This window comes from Bacillus sp. B1-WWTP-T-0.5-Post-4, from assembly GCF_009183795.1.
Lineage (GTDB): Bacteria > Bacillota > Bacilli > Bacillales > Bacillaceae_G > Bacillus_A > Bacillus_A cereus.
In genome coordinates this window covers 522,623-541,030 of the sequence record NZ_WEIJ01000001.1, presented here as the reverse complement: position 1 = coordinate 541,030, position 18,408 = coordinate 522,623, and the positions used below count along the sequence as shown (strand labels likewise).

Genomic DNA, 18,408 nt, shown 5'->3' with positions numbered 1-18,408 from the left:
GAAGTTAGACGGGAGATCCACTGCCTGTAAACGTCGGATTGGTAAAGGCTAATAATCAGTGGGGTGAACAAAATTCCCCACTGATTAAAGTTTCACTTTATAATAAATAGTAACATACCGTATACATACAAAACATGATCGTGAAATGAAGAATAAATTAGTGGAAAGGAGTGCCAGCATGTTTCATACAGAACGTTTACAAATTCGCAAATATACAATGGATGATTTACAGTTCTACGCTTCACTATGGGGGAACGAGAAGGTAATGCGTTATATTGGAAATGGGACATTAAAAACATATATACAGTGTAAAAAAAGTCTGGAGGAATGGGTGATTCCTAGCTATAAAAACGGTCTCGGTTTATTTGTATTGATTGAAAAGGAAACGGGAACAAGAATTGGTCATGCAGGGCTGGTAAAGCAGAAAATAGATGGAAAAGAGGAAATTGAAATTGGTTATTGGTTACTTCCTCAGTATTGGGGAAAAGGGTATGCAAAAGAAGCGGCGGCAGCATTTCGTGACTATGGTTTCCAAGCATTACGAATGAATAAATTAATTTCTCTTATTAATCCGAATCATCCCGCCTCAATATTTGTTGCTAGAAAAACTGGGCTCAGCTACGAGAAAACAACGTCATTTCATGGAATCGATGCTCTAGTTTATTCTATTAAGCGTGTTGGATGAAAAAATTACTTTTTTAAAGGTAAATTGCATTTTTTGAAGAATGGTATATGAAAATAAAGGGAGGGGTTACATGTACATTTATCATAATGGACTTATTATTCGTGAGGGAACGAGTAGTGTACCAGCATATGCAATTAAAGCTTTATTTGAAGATGCCGGTTGGAGTAATGATAATATCCCTTCTTGGCAAATTGAAAAATTTACGATAGCATTCGAAAATTCAACATGGGCTTTCACAATTTGGGATGAGGAAGAGATGATTGCGATGGTTAGAGTCATTTCTGATGGAATTATGATTGCGAACATAGTAAATTTAGTTGTGAAGTGTGAATATAGAGGGAAGGGATTAGGTAAGAAGCTTGTAGCTCTTTGCCTGCAAAAACTTCCCCACGGTGATTGGTTTGCGCATACATCAGCGAACAATTTTGATTTTTATAGAAGCTGTGGATTTGAAGTTAGAGAGTTATCGAGAAATGGAACATGTGCGTATTATGGATATCAAGTCGCAAAAAGAGATGGTCACCGATAAATGAATGGAAAGTAAAAAAGTATAGCGAGGTAATTTTGAGACTTTTGATAATAGAGAATGGATTGAGGCTCGTTTTATGATAAAATAAAAGAAAATTCTGTTTATTATTAGGGGGATAAAAATGAGTGTAAAAGCTGGGGATGTATTTAAATATGAAAGAAGATTTACTGAGGAAGAAGTTTTTGAATTTGCAAATATTACCGGTGATAAAGGTAGACACCATGTGGAATACGATGAAAATGGAAGATTAATGGTTCATGGTTTATTGACTGCTAGCATTGGGACGAAAGTGGGAGAAGAGTTACATTACATAGCAAGAGAATTAGTAAGTGAGTTTATTAGACCAGTTTTCACAGGAGATACGATCACTTGTGAACTAACTTTAACAAATGTTGAGCAAATGGAAGGCTATAAAAAAGTTTCAATCGAGTCAGTTTATCGCAATCAGCATGAGAAGACTGTACTAGTTGGGACAAGTTATGGAATTATAAGGGGATAAAAAGAAGCCTGTTTAACAGGCTTCTTTTTTATTATTTAGTAAACACGTTTTCGATTTTCTGCATAACTAGAGATGAGTAATAATGCAGTTTCTTCTCCTATATTACGAACAATATGAGGAACGCATGCATTCCATGAGAAAGAATCACCTTCTTCTACAATTGCAATATCTTCACCGTGCTGAACTTCTAATTTTCCGCGTAATACAAGGTGACATTCTTCCCCTTCATGGGCATTTGGTGAATTTTCTTTCGGGAATCCAGTAGGGATTTCTACTAAAGATAGGCGAAGGCCCCCTTGCTCCGCAACATGTTCAATTCTTTGCTCATCTTTGCCGTATACACTGTATTTCCGTTCTTCTTTTTTGACAATTTTTAATCGATCTTTTTGCTCTAACAATAAATAGGGAAGGGGAACGTTTAAAAAATTGGAGATCGTTTCTAAAGTTGAGATAGATGGTGATGTTTTATTATTTTCAACCTGACTCATAAATCCTTTAGAAAGACCTGTTCCCTCGCAAATTTGTGCAATTGTTATGCCTCTACGTTGACGAATTTCACGTATTGCAGAACCAATATTCATAAAATCAAGCTCCTTTTTGTAAACAACTATTTGTATCATAGCAAAAAAAATATATTTTTTCCCAGTGAAAATGAATTGACGAATAAAAAAAATTAGTGTATGTTTTGTAATGTAAATAAAAGTTTTGTATAAGAAAACTATAAAGGAGAGAATGAAATGAATCAACATATTGGTAACTTAATTATTCGTATCGTGTTAGGGGTAACATTCTTCATGCACGGTTTAACAAAATTCCAATCAGGAATTGACAATATTGCAGGATGGTTTACAAGTATTGGTTTACCAGGAGGACTTGCATACGGTGTAGCAACGTTTGAATTAGTTGGAGGTCTATTATTAATTCTAGGTTTAGGTGTAAGATATATTGGATTATTATTTGCACTTGTTATGGTTGGAGCAATCGTAAAAGTGAAATGGTCAGCTGGTTTATTGGGAGATGGAAAAAATCCTGGTTTCGAATTAGAACTTGCATTATTAGCAATGGGTGCATACTTATTTGTTGCAAAAGCTGATGGCTTTGTAGATAATTTCTTAAAAGAAAAAATGTCAAAGAAGAACTAATTTAAATGGGGGGGCTAACAAGATGAGTTTTCAACTTCATCCCGATACAACACTTGATGTTGTTCATTTATACGTATCTAATGTAAAGAAATCACTAGAGTTTTATACGGAAGTACTAAGTATGAAGGTGCTAAGAGAAGAAGAAGCAGTCGTTACATTTGGGAATGAAAATGATGAACCACTTCTTATCATTGAAGAAAAGAAAGAAGCTTTTCCGAAGCAAAGAGGAAGAACAGGGTTATATCATTACGCAATTTTATTACCAAGTAGACAGGATTTAGCGAATGTTCTTCGTCATCTTGTAGAGATGGTATATCCACTACATGGCGGAGCCGATCATTACTTTAGTGAAGCTCTTTATTTAGCTGATCCAGATGGAAACGGGATTGAAATTTATCATGATCGACAAAAAGAAGTTTGGCGTGATGAGAATGGAGAACTCCCATTTGTTAGTAACCCGTTAGCTGGTGAAGAATTATTACAGCAAGGAAGTACATGGAATGGCTTTCCAGCTGGTACTGTGATGGGGCATATTCATTTTCATGTAGCTGATTTAGAGGAAGCGAAACGTTTCTATGTTGATGGTCTTGGTTTTGAAGTAACGATTCCATCTCGTAATGGAGCATTGTTCGTATCTGCAGGTGGTTATCATCACCATATCGGTTTAAATACATGGCAAGGTGAAGGGGTACCACCGCAAATGCCAGGTTCTGTTGGTTTGAAATATTTCACAGTTGTACTAGCGAATGAAAAACAAAAAGAGCAAGTATGTGAAAGCTTAAAAAATATTGGCAAGATTGCTACGTACAAAGATGGAATATTACAAGTCGAGGATCCATTTGGACATTGTATCCATTTCAAAATAAAAGGAGAAGCCTAAAAAGGCTTCTCCTTTTATTTTCTTATAATTGCTTTTTCGTTTTGTAAAAATAGTTCATCAAATTGTTTTGCAAGCTCAAAATCTAGTTTCGTTAAACCTTTTGCATTCCAAGATGACAAAGTAATAATAACTGCTTTATACTGGATAAGGATAAATGGATGGTGATTATGTTCTTCTGATAGTTTGGCGGCTTCAGAGACAAATTCGACTCCTTTTAAGTAGTCGGAAAACATATATTTTCGTTCAATCCATTTCTCATCTTTTACCATCCATTTATCTACCTTCAATAATTCTTCGTGAACTTCTTCTTCAGTTAATCTTAGCATCATTTTTCACATCCTTTACTGGAAGTAACGCAAGACCATTGTTAATAAGGCGTGTTACAGCTTCGTCAGTTGTGAAAGTAGAAAGTTGATGTAGTAATGCTGCCGATGTTTCATGCCCTTTGTTATGCTCTAAAAGTAACTCTAATACTTCAAGGCGCAGTAACCATTCTTTCGCATAAAATTTATTTAATACTTCTTGAATTGCTACTAATTGATCGATATGTGCGTCGTGTAAAATCCCCTCACTTCGAATATCTCGAACTGTTTGATACATACGTTCAAGTTCATTCAGTACAAGTGGAGCAGGAATTTCGTGAACTTCTTCATCCATTGGGAAAAATGCTGCGGCATCTGCGGCACCTGGGAATACTGAAGTGATTTGTGAGCCAACAGCCATATCAAATGCGCCCCATGAAGCATCAAATAAAACGCGGGCGTTATAAGTAACTGTGCAATCGATAAAGGAAATAAGAGCAATTTTCTTATCGTTTTTTACAATATCTGTTACTGTTCCTTTTACATGAATACCACTTGCAAAAGTAAACTCAGCGATAGTTCCAATTGTAATTCCTAATGATTGTAGTTGTTCGTCTGTACAATTTTCTAATGCAATATTTTCAGTGAGTAATCCAATCGGTGTTCCAAATCCGTCACTGTGTACAGAAGTAGAATGATTCGCTAACTGTTTATTATGAAGTGCTAATACCGTTGGCGAATTTGTTCGCATGTAAATTAATTCACCTGCATCGTTTTCAATTGTCTCGCTAAATGTACCTGTAATTTGTAATCCGCTATTTAGCTCAGCTGTTGCATAGTTCTCAGAGCGAATTGCTTTTTCTAAACCTTCTTTTCCACCTGTTTTAAAGGCCATTGTTTTAGAAAATGTTTCAAGCGCATCTGTTAATTCTTCAAAGGATTCACAAACAAATAGTTGTGGTTGCATTTTTGTTACGTCATAAGTTGTCCCTATACATGCTTCGATAGAAAATGGAACCTTTTCTACAGCGTCTGTTAAGCAATGTTTGCTTTCGCCAACAGAAGAAAGGAGACCAGCACCATATATCTTTGGATCATCTATATTTCCGATCAATCCATATTCTACTGTCCACCAGAAAAGACGTGAAATTTGTTCAGCTTCTGATAAACCAGAAACTAAGTTTTGTTTTTCAATTACAGCATTTTCAGCAGCCTTAACTTCATCAGGAGTAGAAGTAGGGCTTTCTTTCACTATCGTTAATGTACGAACAGCTTCAAATGCATCATGTTCTTCTTTTGTAGAGAAAGCTTTTGCACCAATTTGCCCAAAACGTTTCACATATTTTGCATATGTAGGATCAAGTAAAATCGGTGCGTGTCCTGCGGCTTCGTGTACGATATCTGGAGCTGGTGTGTACTCGATATTTTCTACTTTCCGAATATCTGTTGCGATCGGTAGTAATCCGTGTCCTTGAAAATCGAAGAATGCTACGCCGGGAATAAGTCCGTCAATCGTTACAGCGCCCCAGCCACTTGGTGCCAAACACTCATTCATTTCTTCTACTTTTGGAATTGCATCTATATTAATACCAGATGATTGTAGTCCGTTCACATAGGCTGGATGAGCAACGTCTTTTAAGAAGCTATGATTTTGTCTCATAATGTAACGCCACACAGCGTGATTCACCGGTGTGTATTGATCATAATGTTGTGTGGATACGAATGGTTTTAAATGCGATGGAATTTCTGTTTTCTTTGTCATTTAGACATCCTCCTTTTTTTCTATAAAATTGAATATCGATTTCGTATAGCTTGTATCACCTCCCTTCATTATTTGTAAGCGCTTATAAAATTTTATCATAAGATTCGGAATTATTTAACATCTGTTTCTGTGAGAAATAGAAAAAGCCCCTATCGGAAAATCCGATAGGGGCGAAAGAATCGCGGTACCACCCTATTTGTAAGTGAAAATATACTTACATCTCAATTAATGATAACGGAAAAATTCCGTCTTTTCCTTCATGCATAAAAGCACTACGAAAAAGAAGCTCCAGAATTGTAATTCATACTTATATATGTGCTAATTTCCACCGACCATTAGCTCTCTGTAACAGGGATATAAGATACTACTGCGATTCTTTCAACGCGTATATATGAAATTGTGTAAGAGGATGGACGCAAAAAAGTCCCTATCGGAAAATCCGATAGGGACGATAAAAATCGCGGTACCACCCTATTTGTAAACAACTAATTGTTTACCACTCACTTTACGATAACGGAAAGATCCGTCTTTCTCTTCATGCATAAAAAGCATTACGGGAAAGAAGCTCCAGAATTGTAATTCACGCTTGTATATGTACTGATTCGCACCAACCATCAGTTCTCTGAGACAGTGATATAAGTCGCTACTAGTATTCCTTCAAAGCCGATATATAATTCGTTCAACTAAACTATGTTTTGTATTATAAAACTATATTAAAAAAATTGTCAACAAAAATTTTTTATCCCGTGTTAATGAGCAGTAAAATTCCTACCTCAAAATTCGGTTGGAGCAAAGAAGTGAGATGGGAGATTAACTGCCCGTAACTCCCGATTGGTGAAGGCTAATAATCAGTGGGGATGAACGAAATCTCCACTGATTAAAATTTTACTTTATTTCACTTCTAAATTAACAGTTAAATTAGAGGTATTGCCAGCTGCATCAGTTGCTACAATGTGAATAGTATTTTTTCCTTCTTGTAATTGAGTGCGATCGAAATAAATGTCATAGCTTTTCTCCCAAGGGTTCAGGAATGCCTGTTCCCATACACCATTTCCGTTAATTTCATATTGCATTCTCACTGGAATACCAGGTGCTATCCAACCAGATTCTGACATCCAATCTAGTAGAATATCATCAACTTTTCCTCTAATTACGAGATTTTCTTGGTCAACTTCGTATGTTAACTTAGGTGCAGTTCGATCAAGAAATACAGCAGCTGTTTGCTTTGTTTCCCCGCCAGAATTAGAAGCAACTGCTTCAATTTGATATAGCCCATCAGTTAAAGGAGTGCCATCTGCTTTTGTACCATTCCATTTGAAAGGTTTATACCCAGGAGTTGCATTTTTAGCTTGATGGATAATCCCTTGATACGTTACACGTTCTTTCGTAACTAAATTTGCATGCAATGTGATATCATCCACAGGCGCAACTAAATAGTAGTTGATGAGATTATCATCTAGTACGTGGTCGCCATTTGGGCTAAAAGTAGAATTAATAATTTCAAGTCCATCAATACGTTTATAATCTTTAGGATCGATACTAAATGTGAATGGAATTCGAATTTCTTCTTTTGCCCCTTGTTCTTTTACATATACATTTCCAGTATACACACCTTGTTGTAGTGAGCTATCTACAGTGATAGTAAATGGTTTTTCGGTACTACTATTCGGTTGAATGCTAATCGATGAAGGGACAGAAGCTTTTACTTTTGTTTTTGTGTTTGCATCTAGTAATTCCACACGAGTTGAAAAACTTTTCTTTTTACTAGAAAGGTTTTGTAATGTAACATTTTGCGTCAGTTTTACTTTTCCGCTATTGGGCTTAATAAGACCGAAGCTGACATTGTTAGGTTTTACTAATACATTTGTTTGAGCTGCTTTCGGAATGTTAATTAAACCAGATCCTTGTGCCATAACAGGGTATGTATTTTCATTGACATCATGTAATGTTTTGGCATTGTTGGCAAGAGCCGCTTTCAATTGTTCTGTCGTCCAATCAGGATGCATTTGACGCAAGAGGGCAACCGCTCCAGCTACTTGCGGAGCAGCCATACTTGTTCCGTTATGCGATTCATAGCCGCCTCGCGGTACTGTACTAGTAATTTGTACTCCAGGTGCAACAACATCAGGCTTTATTAGCCAACTTCCTTGTGATGGTCCTCTTGAACTAAAGTTACCGATAAGTTCTGTTTGCTTTGGTTGTCCAATTTTTATATTTTTCTTTCGTTTTGTAATTAAAGTTTTTAATTCTTCCCCATTTGTATTTGATAATTGCATTACTGGGACAGCTAGATGTTCACGTGAAAAATATTCCGGCATCATATTAATTTCTTTTTCGCTAGAGATTAATAACACACCAAGTGCACCAGCTTGCTTCGCTTGTTCTGCTTTTACTAATGTACTAGAAGTACCTTGTAAAATAAGTGCGAATTTCCCTTTCACATCTTGTTTTGCATAATCACTTGGATTGCCATAACCAACATATACAAGAGGAGAATCATTTTCTATTGGAAAATCGGATTTTGATAATGGTAACCCTTGATATGTTTTGCTGGAACCAGTTACTTGGAATGTTGGAAACGGGATAGAAACCGTAGATGCTCCAACAGAAATGACACTACTTGCGTTACCGGGAGCATCAACAGACCAAGGTTTTGGTCCGTCATTTCCATTTGAAACGACAGCAGTAACACCAAGTTTCGCTGCTCGTTCTAACGTTAATGTTACAGGCTGATCAGGTACATTTAAATCCTGCCCAAGGGAGAGGTTTAACACATCCGCACCATCTTGAATTGCTCGCTCAATTCCTTGGATAATATCATCTGTTGTACCAGTTCCACCGTCATTCATTACACGATAGGCTAGAATAGAAGCGTTTGGAGCAACGCCTTTAATTTTTCCGTTACCCGCAATAATTCCAGCTACATGAGTACCATGTACGTTACCATCCATTGGATCGTTATCTTCATCAACCGTGTCATATCCACCGATATAATTTGCCTTTAGGTCAGGGTGTGTATAGTCTACGCCAGAGTCGATAATGGCTATTTTCATGCCTTTTCCATCAAGCGGTTTGCCAAATGGATCTTTTAAATTCCACGCTTCAGGTGCACCAATTGTCGGTCCACCGATATTTGGTGCTTCTTCGTTAATAGCACTTTTTGATGTTTCATGTAATTTATATGTTAAGTTCGGATAGACTGCTTTTACTTCAGGTAAAGAGGCAAGAGAGGTAATTTGATCTCCAGGAATTGAAATAGAGAATCCGGAAAATAACGTATTATACACTTCTTTAATTTTTGCACCAGGTGCTTTTTCTTTTATTTTCTTAGTCGTATCTTCTTGTGCTTTTTTGAGCTCAGCATGATAAGACTGTGCATTACTATTTTGTAAATCTGGAGCATGCTGAATATTACTTTGAGCAGCGAGAGGTGCATGTTGTAATTCTACAATTACTGATATTTCTTTTGTTGTTTTCGTTTCAACATTTTGAGCGATTTTATGTTCTCCCCACTGTTCAATCGTTGTTTTTAATTGTGGACTAAATTGCTTCTCCTTTTGTAGTGATTCAGCATGAGCACTTAAAGCTCCAAAACTAGAAAAGACAAGCGCCATGCTTAATAGTGTAGATGTAGTTTTTTTCATTGATACTCCCCCTAATAAAAAGTGCCAATATTCAGAAATAAAATCTTGCATTTTAGTTAGAAATTATACATATAAATGTTGGCTAAACTATACTTTCGACATAATTCATACCAATCCTCTATGGATTGAAAATTTCTTGGGAAATTTTTTCTGATTATGTCGAATCGATATTTTTCACATATTGTAGGGATAAAGTGAGGAATGCTATGAGGGAAATGGAGTGATGGTATGAAAAGGCTAATAGTAAGTAGTAGTGTAGTGTTGTTTATGTTTTTATGTTCTATCACTATTACTAGTGCAGAAAATAATAGTGTGAAAGTTGCTTTTATTCGTCATCATAATCTTTGGATTAAAGTTGATGGGAAAGAAATACAGATTACAAAAGGAGAGTACATAACAGGGCCGAAGTGGTCATATGATGGGGAATGGCTAGCGTATGTAAAAGGGAAGAAACAAAGTATTCTTGAGTTATATCGGCTGAAAGATGGAAAGAAAGTTACGCCGTTTCACTCAGAAGCATCGAATTATCAATGGTCACCAACAGAAAATATAATTGCATTTATATTTACAGGTACATTAAATACATTTGATGTAGAAAAAAAGAATGCAGATTTTGAAAATGTATCGGCTGGTGTAGGGGATTATGCATGGTACCCCGATGGAAAGAACTTTCTTGTATCCTCTGAAGCGCACTTACTTCCAACAGGATGGACAGGCGCTCAGCTATATGAAGTGCAAAAAGATGCACATATGAATCCTCACAAAATGAAGCATTTGTATGCATTGCCAAATGAACACGATGATTTCCTAGCGCTAGTAGCAAGTGGCTTTAAGTGGTCACCAGATCAAAAGTGGATTTCATTTTTAGCAGTACCGACAGCTTCATGGTCAGCTGATAGTAATACGCTTTGCTTAGTTCGTGCAGACGGCAGTCGGTTTGAAAAAGTAGATCAAATGTTATTAAACGCACAATGGTTTCAATGGGCACCATCAAAAAATATATTAGCTTATATTGAAGGGAGCGGAAGAGTTGCATTAGAAAATAAACATTTAAAAGTAAAGGAATTGCCAGCACTTCAGCAGAACATATTTACGCCGAAAGGATATGTTGATTGGGATTTTGTATGGAAGAACGATAGAGTAATTATCGTTTCACGAGCAAAAGAGGCAGGGATAGAAACTCCACCAGAAAAAAGGCCACTACCATCTTTATATGAGGTCGATAGTACAAGTAATGCACAGCATCAAATCACAAAGAAAACGAACAAGCAAGGGGATTACCACCCGATCTTCATGAAGAAGAGTAATCAATTAATTTGGATACGTTCAGACCGTAAGAAAGCGGATGTATGGCTTGCTCATAAAGATCGGAAGCAGGAAAAGAAGTGGATTGAAAATATAGATGTACCAGCGTGGTATTATGAGAAATGGAATTGGGGAAATGTTATCTCGGTGAAAGAAGAATAAAAAAACTGCCTAAAAGATCATTTTAGGCAGTTTTAATTGTTATTTATGTGTTTTATTTGGCTTTTTTTTCGCTGGGTTTCCGTTCCCTTGGCGCTTTCTATTTTGTTCATCTTTTGCTTGTTTTTCATGTAGTGTATCTAAAAATTCATTCGAGTTACTCATGTTTATATCTCTCCTTTCATTTTGTCATGATTACTATAACCATTTAGGAGGATAATCATGAGTTAGAAGTTAGGCACTTAATTTTCTTCGATAATGTAAGTAAAATATTCCATACATAACAAATAGCATGAGTAAAACTTGTAACTCTACATTTTCTTTTAAAATAGCTGCGATAGTGTCTGGTAAGTACGGTGATTTATCGTTTGTGCTTAAACCTAACCATTTATTTAAGAGGCTAATGGTACAAAACATAAAAACACCGGACCAGCTTGCCGTAATTGCTTTTTGCTTAATTTTTGTTTCACGTTCATCATCTGTAATCCAAGGATTAGCAGTTTTATCACTACTAAAGAAGCCGTTTATATATCCCTATACAATCATTCCAATAAAGACAATTATCCATTTCATATATGTAATTCTCCTTTCTGTGTAAAAAGTTTTTTACATATTGGTTTTCATATAGCAGGAATAAAGTATGAGATAGGGAAGAAATATGTAAGAGGATTTCATAATGAGAGGAGGAAGGGGATGAAAATCGTCTTTGTTCGGCACGGGGAAGGAGAACATACAAGGGATTTGCCATCAAGTTTAAAAGTGCTTCATCCGCCATTGACGGATGAAGGAAGGAATCAGGCTAAATTACTTCAATGCAATGTGCCATTACAAGAGACGGATATATTAATTGCTAGTCCTACACTTAGAACTTTGCAAACGGCGACAATATGGAGTGCGAAAGTTGCTTGTCAAAAAATCGTTCATCCATATGTATCTCCGCGTATTTTTCCTTATCGAGAAGAAGCGAGAACATTACCGTGCGATTATATAGTAGATCAGGGAATGATAACAAAGTTATTTCCGCATTTTTCGATAGAGAAAAGCTCAAATAATCAGTTATGGAAGGAAGGTATAAACACTATTTCAGAGAATAGTTTTCAGCAAATAGTAGATGAATTTCTTCTTTGGTGTTATGAACTGAGTGTTGAAAGAATTTGCATTGTATCCCACGATGGAACAATTACAGCATATAGGCAATATTTACAGAAAGTCGTTTTAACTAGATCAGATTTTTTGAAAGAAACGGGTATATATGAAATGGATTTATCCCAGAAAATTCTGATTGACAAGGGCTGATTATAGGATGGGGATTGTATGTTGAATATTGCATTAGTAGTTGGTTTTAATTCGGATTTAGAGGCGCAATCAATCCGAGCATCTCTTGAATATTTTGGTGCAAGGGTTGTGACATATTGGATTGGTAGACCGAAAGATTTTGTGGGAGTTCTTTCTGGAAAGAACTTATTTAACGATGTTAATTATATTATTTTTTGCTTTCATGGTGAAGAAGGGAAGTTTGTCATGGAAGAGTTAGGCGAAGAAGTATATGAACAAGATGAACCGAGAGGGTATTTTGGTGCAGAAGAAATTTATGAATATGCAAAATTGCATAATACACATATTGTAAATAGCGGGTGCACGTTAGGGGAGCAAAATCTAGCAAAATCTTTTTTACATAGTGGTGCGAAATCATATATTGGATCGATTGATTATGTAGATGGAAATGCAGCACTTATGTTTACTATACGCTTATTTTATGGGGTTATTAACCATGGGAAAACGTTAGAAGAAGCGTTTCAAGAAGCGAGTTTAATTGATGAGGAGACACATAAATTTCGATTCTATAATTAGTGTGAAACACGTTTATTCTATATTCGAATAAACGTGTTTCACATTTAACTCACAATTTTTTTACATTTTTTTCAATGAAAATGATTATCACCTGTGGTATGATATGTTCAAGTTTTTACAGGTAATAGAAGTTACTATATAAACGTTAGTTTTGAATGTTTCATACGCATGTCACGAATTATTCATAATTAACGTTTTAAAAATAAGTAACTAATGTTATTATATTATCTGTAACTAACTTAATTACAACTTTAGGAGGAAGATATGGTTATTCAATTTTTAAGAGAAAACAAAGCAGTTTCTTTTGTATTAGCAGTAATTCGAGTATATCTTGGTTACACATGGTTAATGGCTGGAATCGGTAAACTACAAGGAAAAGGATTCGATGCAACAGGTTATTTGCAAGGTGCAATTGAAAAATCTAAAGGTGCACAACCGGCTGTTCAATCTTGGTGGGCATCATTCTTACAAGAATTTGCAATTCCAAATGTAGATTTGTTTAATACACTTGTAACATGGGGGGAAATTTTAGTCGGAATTGGTTTAATTGTAGGCTGTTTAACAAAAACAGCGGTCTTTTTTGGTCTTGTAATGAACTTTTCCTATATGTTTAGTGGGTCAATTGGTGTGAACCCTGAGATGGTTATCTTATCTATGTTTGTTCTTGTTTCCGGTATGAACGCTGGGAAATTTGGAATGGATGGCTTTGTTATCCCGAAAGTATTAGGATCAAAAACTCAAAAACGCCAAAAGCAAGCTGCTTAATATATGAAAACGGGTATCTCAAAATGAGATACCCGTTTATGTTATTTTTCAACTTTGATCGGATTGTTCTTAAAGAAATCTTTTACATACCCGACAAATTCTTGTGGTTCTTGGCGAAATGGTGCATGATAACCTTTTTCAATAATATGTAAAGTGCTATTTTTTAAGAATTGATGATACGTTTCTCCTTCTTTCCAGGAAACGCTACTATCATTTCTGCCCCATATAATTAAAGTTGGCTGTTTTATTTCATTTGCATTAATTTTAAGACGTCTAGGCCATAATTTCATTTTATTATAATGCTCTTCATCATTACGTTTGAATTTCACTTTGCTTTCATCATAATCTGTAATAGAAGAAACTGCATTTAAATCAGTCGACAATTGTGGTTTTGGTGAGCCTTGTTTAGTAACGAATGTATGAGGGCCACCTGTAGCATCAGTTAAAATAAGGTGAGTAACTGCTTCAGGATATAAATATGTTAAATTTAGAGAAATTTCTCCCCCCATGGAATGCCCCAGTATTGCGAATGAATCATACCCTAGTTTTTTCATTAATTTATAATACAAATTTGCATGAGTTGGAAAAGAATAATAAAAATCCATTGGCTTAGATGAGCGCCCGAATCCTAAAGCATCTACAGAAATAATTGTATGATCTTTTGCTAAATCGGAGTAAATCTTTTGAAAACCATCTGATGACCCTCCAAAGCCATGAATCATAAGTAAAGGTGGTTTTTCATTACCAATCTTTTTAAAGTAAATGGTTTGACCATCTATTTCTACCATTTTTTCCTCGGTAGCTAGTTTCGCTGTAATTGTATTTTTAACTTGTTTTACTTGTTCTACTGGCTTTTCTGCTGCACTACATCCTACTAATAGTGTAAGAGTAAGACAACCTACCATAAAATAGCTAAATCGCTTCAATTAGGTGTCTCCTTTCTAACATAACGCTGTATCTATCATAGCAAATAGCATATTACGATTTCCAGGAAGTCGGCTACCATTTTTTATCATAAGAGGTGAAAGGAGCGTTTCTTGGAAATTTTCTGTTTGAAGAAATTTACGAAATGTAAATTGTGAGTGTGGGACATCAATTCGTACTATACCATTCCAACATTCACATATCTTTTTTAATAATTGAATAGCATCTTCTGCTTGCTTGGCGATAAGTGGATTGATACATAATATATTGCCCTTTTGTATGCATAATGAAAAAGCTTCTATACAGTTATTTCTTTCAATTTTAAAAGAGTGTACAGCCCTTGGTAATAGCAAAGAGTAAAGTAGAGAACGATTCATACCAGTTGCAATTTGATCCAGAGAAGTAAGAGATATAAGGTCTTCTTCTTGTACTTGTTGTAAGTGAGAAGGGTACGTCTTAATAGTTTGCTTTTCAAAACGATGAATCGTTGTTGCTGTTTGAAATCCGCATGATGTGTATAGAGGTTCGCCAGCTTTTGTCGCAATAAGTGCAATGGGTTGTTTTGGATGAATTTGTTCCAAGCAATGATTTAGCAACATGCGCCCTATTCCGCGTCCTTGAAAATTAGGGTGAACGATTAACATACCAATGGAAGCGAAGTTACTTGTAAAGGGAAATACTCCTCCAGTCGCAATGAGTTTGTTCTCATGAATGTAACCTACAAGTGTGCCGATAGAAAGATACATTTCGAATTGTTTTTTCATAAAAATTTCATCGTGTAACCATCCAACAGATTTGCAAAGATTAAGTAATTCAAAAATAAAAGACTCATTTAGCTTTACTATTTTCATAAAGGCTCACCGCATTTCTATTTATTTTCATAAAAATAGAGTCAAAATGTAAAAAAGAGATTTACGTTAAATGAAATCCAACTTGTTTATATTTAAATTGTAAAGGGCGGGATGATTGATACAAAAAGACAAAGTTATACAAATTATAACTGATATTTACATAAGTTAACAAAAAATTTACATACAGCTAATTTTCTCTTAATAGTCTTCCGTTAAATTTGATAGTGGGAAATGAATAACCTAATTAGGGGGACAAGACAGTGAAAAAGTTTGTGAAAAAAGCATGGCCATTTGCAGTTGTGGCATCATTAGCAGTTACTTCGGTAGCAACATGGAATTTTACTCGTTCTAGTGAGGTTAATGCAGATGAGAACGGAAGCAATGCAAAGATTAAAAATGTTATCGTATTAATTGGGGATGGTATGGGTCCTTCATATATGACGGCTCACCGTTATATGAAAGATAATCCAAAAACCTTTGAAATGGAATCTACAGAATTTGATAAGCATCTTGTAGGAACACAAAAAACATACCCAGAAGATGAACATGAAAATATTACAGACTCTGCATCGGCAGCAACAGCTATGTCAGCAGGGATTAAAACATATAATGCTGCAATTGCAGTTGATAATGATAAAGCGGAAGTGAAAACAGTTCTTGAGCAAGCGAAAGAAAAAGGGAAATCAACGGGACTCGTTGCAACTTCTGAAATTACACATGCAACACCAGCTGCTTTCGGTGCGCATGACATTAGCCGTAAAAATATGGACGCAATTGCAAATGATTATTTTGATGAGAAAATTAAAGGGAAGCATAAAGTAGATGTTATGCTTGGCGGCGGCGTAAAGAACTTTGTTAGAAAAGATCGTAATCTTACAGAAGAGTTTAAGAAATCTGGTTATAGCTATGTAACGGATCGAGATCAATTGTTAAATGATAAAAATGACCAAATTCTTGGTTTATTTGCACCAGGTGGATTAGATAAAATGATTGACCGTAATGAGAAAACACCTTCATTAGAAGAAATGACTAATGCAGCAATTGAGCGTTTGAACAAAAATAAAAATGGTTTCTTCTTAATGGTGGAAGGAAGTCAAATCGACTGGGCTGGACATGATAATGATATTGTTGGTGCAATGAGTGAAATGGAAGACTTCGAAAAAGCTTTCAAAGCAGCGATTGAGTTTGCGAAAAAAGATAAAAATACGTTAGTTGTTGCAACGGCAGATCACGCTACTGGTGGCTTATCTTTAGGTGCCAATGGCGAGTATAACTTTAAAGTAGAACCAATTAAAGCTGCAAAGCGCACACCAGACTTTATGGCAAATGAGATTGCAAAAGGTGCAAATGTAGAAGAAACATTGAAAAAGTATATTGATTTACAATTAACTCCAGAAGAAATTCAAGCTGTAAATGATATAGCTCCGTCAAAAGATGTAACAAAGATTGATAATGCAATTGAAGATATTTTCAATAAGCGCTCGGTTACAGGCTGGACAACGGGTGGACATACAGGGGAAGATGTGAACGTATATGCATTTGGTCCAGGTAAATACTTGTTCTCTGGCGTTCAAGAGAATACAAATATAGCGAAACGTGTCTTTGATATTGTTGGCGGTGGCGATCCGAATAAAGGAAGACGCTAATTAAGAGCGAAAGTGAGGCGAAATGCCTCACTTTTCTTTTTAGGAGTTGGGAATATGAAAAAGTTATTTAGGAAATTAAGATTCCTTCTAGTGTTTGTAGTACTACTAGTTGGATGTCAACAAGAAGAGAATAACGTAGAACAAAAATCTACTACTAAAAAAACTGAGGAAAAGGTACAAATAACAAAAGAAGAAGAGAGATCTATTCAAGATGTTATTCATACATTTGTGCGAACGACGAATGAAAAAAATCTTGCAGAACATATGGAGTTATTTTCAAAGAAGATGCCTAGTGCTGAAGACTTAAAAACACAAAAAGAAGCCGCATTTCAAAAGGGAAATAAGAAAATTGAATTGGAACATATAGATATGAAAGTTAGTAAAGTAGGGTATGTTATTGTTGAAACGAAAGAAAAGGAAGTAGACGACAGTATCACTCTTCAAAAGAAAGTACAGTATGCTCTTGGGAAAGAAGATGATAAATGGAAGATTGAAGAGGTTCGAACGATAGAGAAAAAATAAAGTGAAACTTTAATAAGTGTGGAGTCGTACTTCCCAAAAATGATAGAAAAAAGGTTCTCATTGGTGAGAACCTTTTTTTATAGTGGTAGCATAATTTGATTTGAACATGCCTCAATATCATCAATATCTTGACGAATTGTGGCCATTTTATTATCCAGATCTTCAGCTTTCATTGCTGCATCATGTAGTTCATCTTTTAAATACTCCGGTATTTTCCCTTCATATTTATAATAAAGTTTGTGTTCTAAACTTGCCCAAAAGTCCATTGCCAGTGTACGTAACTGAATTTCTGCAAATACATCTTTTGTACCAGAATTTAGTGATAAAGGGTATTTAATGATCATGTGTAAACTTTTATATCCGTTTCGTTTTGGGTTAGCGATATAATCTTTTACTTCTATGACTTCCATATCTTCGCGTTTTTGAATGACTTCTTTCAAATGATAGATATCTTCTACGAAGCAACATGTAATACGAATACCAATAATATCTTGTAAATGTGTTTGAGCATTTTCAACTGTTGGTAATAAGTTTTTGCGCTCTAGTTTTTTAATAATACTTTCAGGTTGTTTTAGTCTTGTTTTTATATGTTCAAACGGGTTGTAATCCTCTAGAAATTGAGCTTCCCGGTTCATAATTTCAAATTTAGTTTTTAACTCTTCTAAAGCAAATGTATATGGTAATACAAAAGCTTTCCAGTAGTTAACTGTTGATTGATTATATTCCATTTATATACACACCTTTTCCTATTTGCAAGTGAGGTCGTTATTATACTAAATACCAAATCATATAAGCGCAAGCAGCAAATGATGAGATCATAAAGCGATATTTAGTTTTCATACTTTCAACTCCTTTCGAGTAAGATTTTATATTAATAAACGTGATTGTTAATAAGTTCACTATGTACAGTTTCTATAGTAATAGATTCGTGTGAATTTCGTA

General features: G+C 35.3%; 20 protein-coding genes and 2 other annotated features. Of the genes, 11 read left to right on the top strand and 9 right to left on the bottom strand.

Annotated elements, in window-relative coordinates; translation table 11 throughout:
* Positions 1-145 precede the first annotated feature (145 nt).
* The 3 genes from GBN91_RS02990 to GBN91_RS02980 all read left to right on the top strand — a co-directional run bounded on the left by GBN91_RS02990 (position 146) and on the right by GBN91_RS02980 (position 1,713).
* Positions 146-685, top strand: coding sequence for a GNAT family N-acetyltransferase (locus GBN91_RS02990; protein ID WP_139848815.1), 540 nt, complete (start codon positions 146-148; stop codon positions 683-685).
* A 70-nt stretch (positions 686-755) separates the two neighbouring features.
* Complete coding sequence (locus tag GBN91_RS02985) at positions 756-1,214, top strand: GNAT family N-acetyltransferase (RefSeq protein ID WP_000276126.1); 459 nt, start codon at positions 756-758, stop codon at positions 1,212-1,214.
* Between the two features lie 121 nt (positions 1,215-1,335).
* Positions 1,336-1,713, top strand: coding sequence for a hotdog family protein (locus GBN91_RS02980; RefSeq protein WP_000111564.1), 378 nt, complete (start codon positions 1,336-1,338; stop codon positions 1,711-1,713).
* 35 nt (positions 1,714-1,748) lie between these two features.
* On the opposite strand, the gene GBN91_RS02975 is transcribed toward GBN91_RS02980, so the two are convergent.
* Positions 1,749-2,294 (bottom strand): helix-turn-helix domain-containing protein, encoded by a 546-nt coding sequence (locus tag GBN91_RS02975; protein WP_001020693.1) that lies wholly within the window; start codon positions 2,292-2,294, stop codon positions 1,749-1,751.
* 156 nt (positions 2,295-2,450) lie between these two features.
* Here GBN91_RS02975 and GBN91_RS02970 point away from each other — a divergent pair, with 156 nt between their 5' ends.
* Positions 2,451-2,855: a DoxX family protein gene (locus GBN91_RS02970; RefSeq protein ID WP_001071553.1), complete on the top strand. Its 405-nt coding sequence runs from the start codon at positions 2,451-2,453 to the stop codon at positions 2,853-2,855.
* Positions 2,856-2,877: 22 nt separating this feature from the next.
* Positions 2,878-3,735, top strand: a complete 858-nt coding sequence (locus tag GBN91_RS02965; RefSeq protein WP_000009849.1) for a VOC family protein — start codon at positions 2,878-2,880, stop codon at positions 3,733-3,735.
* A gap of 14 nt (positions 3,736-3,749) precedes the next feature.
* Here GBN91_RS02965 and GBN91_RS02960 read toward each other — a convergent pair whose 3' ends face one another.
* The 3 genes from GBN91_RS02960 to GBN91_RS02950 all read right to left on the bottom strand — a co-directional run bounded on the left by GBN91_RS02960 (position 3,750) and on the right by GBN91_RS02950 (position 9,443).
* Entirely contained in the window at positions 3,750-4,064 is a 315-nt protein-coding gene (locus tag GBN91_RS02960) for a 4a-hydroxytetrahydrobiopterin dehydratase (RefSeq protein ID WP_000979537.1), read from the bottom strand.
* On the bottom strand, positions 4,045-5,799 hold the full coding sequence (locus GBN91_RS02955; protein WP_152121245.1) for an aromatic amino acid hydroxylase: 1,755 nt from the start codon (positions 5,797-5,799) through the stop codon (positions 4,045-4,047). The genes GBN91_RS02960 and GBN91_RS02955 overlap by 20 nt, the downstream gene beginning before the upstream one ends.
* Before the next feature lie 163 nt (positions 5,800-5,962).
* Positions 5,963-6,190, bottom strand: a binding site (T-box leader).
* Between the two features lie 50 nt (positions 6,191-6,240).
* Positions 6,241-6,469: a binding site (T-box leader), on the bottom strand.
* A gap of 220 nt (positions 6,470-6,689) precedes the next feature.
* Positions 6,690-9,443, bottom strand: a complete 2,754-nt coding sequence (locus tag GBN91_RS02950) for a S8 family peptidase (protein WP_152121244.1) — start codon at positions 9,441-9,443, stop codon at positions 6,690-6,692.
* A gap of 228 nt (positions 9,444-9,671) precedes the next feature.
* Here GBN91_RS02950 and GBN91_RS02945 point away from each other — a divergent pair, with 228 nt between their 5' ends.
* The gene (locus GBN91_RS02945) at positions 9,672-10,910 is read left to right on the top strand and encodes a TolB family protein (RefSeq protein WP_000825732.1); all 1,239 of its coding nucleotides are present in this window, start codon (positions 9,672-9,674) and stop codon (positions 10,908-10,910) included.
* A gap of 39 nt (positions 10,911-10,949) precedes the next feature.
* Here the strand turns inward: GBN91_RS02945 and GBN91_RS02940 are convergent, their stop codons facing one another.
* Both GBN91_RS02940 and GBN91_RS02935 read right to left on the bottom strand, forming a co-directional pair.
* Positions 10,950-11,072, bottom strand: coding sequence for a DUF4023 domain-containing protein (locus GBN91_RS02940; RefSeq protein WP_000071866.1), 123 nt, complete (start codon positions 11,070-11,072; stop codon positions 10,950-10,952).
* Between the two features lie 69 nt (positions 11,073-11,141).
* Positions 11,142-11,435, bottom strand: a complete 294-nt coding sequence (locus GBN91_RS02935) for a phosphoglycerate mutase (protein WP_226800138.1) — start codon at positions 11,433-11,435, stop codon at positions 11,142-11,144.
* Between the two features lie 165 nt (positions 11,436-11,600).
* Here GBN91_RS02935 and GBN91_RS02930 point away from each other — a divergent pair, with 165 nt between their 5' ends.
* The 3 genes from GBN91_RS02930 (at position 11,601) to GBN91_RS02920 (ending at position 13,523) form a co-directional block, all read left to right on the top strand.
* Entirely contained in the window at positions 11,601-12,203 is a 603-nt protein-coding gene (locus tag GBN91_RS02930; RefSeq protein WP_000706239.1) for a histidine phosphatase family protein, read from the top strand.
* An 18-nt stretch (positions 12,204-12,221) separates the two neighbouring features.
* A complete protein-coding gene (locus tag GBN91_RS02925) occupies positions 12,222-12,758 on the top strand; it encodes a delta-aminolevulinic acid dehydratase (RefSeq protein WP_152121243.1) in 537 nt (178 codons plus the stop codon).
* Between the two features lie 264 nt (positions 12,759-13,022).
* Positions 13,023-13,523: a DoxX family protein gene (locus GBN91_RS02920; RefSeq protein ID WP_000236612.1), complete on the top strand. Its 501-nt coding sequence runs from the start codon at positions 13,023-13,025 to the stop codon at positions 13,521-13,523.
* Positions 13,524-13,564: 41 nt separating this feature from the next.
* Here GBN91_RS02920 and GBN91_RS02915 read toward each other — a convergent pair whose 3' ends face one another.
* Together GBN91_RS02915 and GBN91_RS02910 are read right to left on the bottom strand one after the other, a co-directional pair.
* The gene (locus tag GBN91_RS02915; RefSeq protein ID WP_000819814.1) at positions 13,565-14,449 is read right to left on the bottom strand and encodes an alpha/beta fold hydrolase; all 885 of its coding nucleotides are present in this window, start codon (positions 14,447-14,449) and stop codon (positions 13,565-13,567) included.
* Between the two features lie 15 nt (positions 14,450-14,464).
* On the bottom strand, positions 14,465-15,298 hold the full coding sequence (locus GBN91_RS02910; protein ID WP_000706693.1) for a GNAT family N-acetyltransferase: 834 nt from the start codon (positions 15,296-15,298) through the stop codon (positions 14,465-14,467).
* 260 nt (positions 15,299-15,558) lie between these two features.
* Here GBN91_RS02910 and GBN91_RS02905 point away from each other — a divergent pair, with 260 nt between their 5' ends.
* Both GBN91_RS02905 and GBN91_RS02900 read left to right on the top strand, forming a co-directional pair.
* Positions 15,559-16,944: an alkaline phosphatase gene (locus tag GBN91_RS02905; protein WP_000714913.1), complete on the top strand. Its 1,386-nt coding sequence runs from the start codon at positions 15,559-15,561 to the stop codon at positions 16,942-16,944.
* 54 nt (positions 16,945-16,998) lie between these two features.
* A complete protein-coding gene (locus tag GBN91_RS02900) occupies positions 16,999-17,466 on the top strand; it encodes a hypothetical protein (protein ID WP_000732795.1) in 468 nt (155 codons plus the stop codon).
* Positions 17,467-17,543: 77 nt separating this feature from the next.
* On the opposite strand, the gene GBN91_RS02895 is transcribed toward GBN91_RS02900, so the two are convergent.
* Positions 17,544-18,194 (bottom strand): GTP pyrophosphokinase, encoded by a 651-nt coding sequence (locus GBN91_RS02895; protein WP_000456219.1) that lies wholly within the window; start codon positions 18,192-18,194, stop codon positions 17,544-17,546.
* Between the last annotated feature and the right edge of the window lie 214 nt (positions 18,195-18,408).

Bases quoted from the DNA above. Each gene is read 5' to 3' on its own strand.
- GBN91_RS02955 (WP_152121245.1), bottom strand. From the start codon at position 5,799: ATGACAAAGAAAACAGAAATTCCATCGCATTTAAAACCATTCGTATCC.
- GBN91_RS02960 (WP_000979537.1), bottom strand. From the start codon at position 4,064: ATGATGCTAAGATTAACTGAAGAAGAAGTTCACGAAGAATTATTGAAG.
- GBN91_RS02930 (WP_000706239.1), top strand. From the start codon at position 11,601: ATGAAAATCGTCTTTGTTCGGCACGGGGAAGGAGAACATACAAGGGAT.
- GBN91_RS02985 (WP_000276126.1), top strand. From the start codon at position 756: ATGTACATTTATCATAATGGACTTATTATTCGTGAGGGAACGAGTAGT.
- GBN91_RS02965 (WP_000009849.1), top strand. From the start codon at position 2,878: ATGAGTTTTCAACTTCATCCCGATACAACACTTGATGTTGTTCATTTA.
- GBN91_RS02975 (WP_001020693.1), bottom strand. From the start codon at position 2,294: ATGAATATTGGTTCTGCAATACGTGAAATTCGTCAACGTAGAGGCATA.
- GBN91_RS02900 (WP_000732795.1), top strand. From the start codon at position 16,999: ATGAAAAAGTTATTTAGGAAATTAAGATTCCTTCTAGTGTTTGTAGTA.
- GBN91_RS02925 (WP_152121243.1), top strand. From the start codon at position 12,222: ATGTTGAATATTGCATTAGTAGTTGGTTTTAATTCGGATTTAGAGGCG.
- GBN91_RS02920 (WP_000236612.1), top strand. From the start codon at position 13,023: ATGGTTATTCAATTTTTAAGAGAAAACAAAGCAGTTTCTTTTGTATTA.
- GBN91_RS02980 (WP_000111564.1), top strand. From the start codon at position 1,336: ATGAGTGTAAAAGCTGGGGATGTATTTAAATATGAAAGAAGATTTACT.
- GBN91_RS02950 (WP_152121244.1), bottom strand. From the start codon at position 9,443: ATGAAAAAAACTACATCTACACTATTAAGCATGGCGCTTGTCTTTTCT.
- GBN91_RS02940 (WP_000071866.1), bottom strand. From the start codon at position 11,072: ATGAGTAACTCGAATGAATTTTTAGATACACTACATGAAAAACAAGCA.
- GBN91_RS02990 (WP_139848815.1), top strand. From the start codon at position 146: ATGAAGAATAAATTAGTGGAAAGGAGTGCCAGCATGTTTCATACAGAA.
- GBN91_RS02945 (WP_000825732.1), top strand. From the start codon at position 9,672: ATGAAAAGGCTAATAGTAAGTAGTAGTGTAGTGTTGTTTATGTTTTTA.
- GBN91_RS02895 (WP_000456219.1), bottom strand. From the start codon at position 18,194: ATGGAATATAATCAATCAACAGTTAACTACTGGAAAGCTTTTGTATTA.
- GBN91_RS02910 (WP_000706693.1), bottom strand. From the start codon at position 15,298: ATGAAAATAGTAAAGCTAAATGAGTCTTTTATTTTTGAATTACTTAAT.
- GBN91_RS02970 (WP_001071553.1), top strand. From the start codon at position 2,451: ATGAATCAACATATTGGTAACTTAATTATTCGTATCGTGTTAGGGGTA.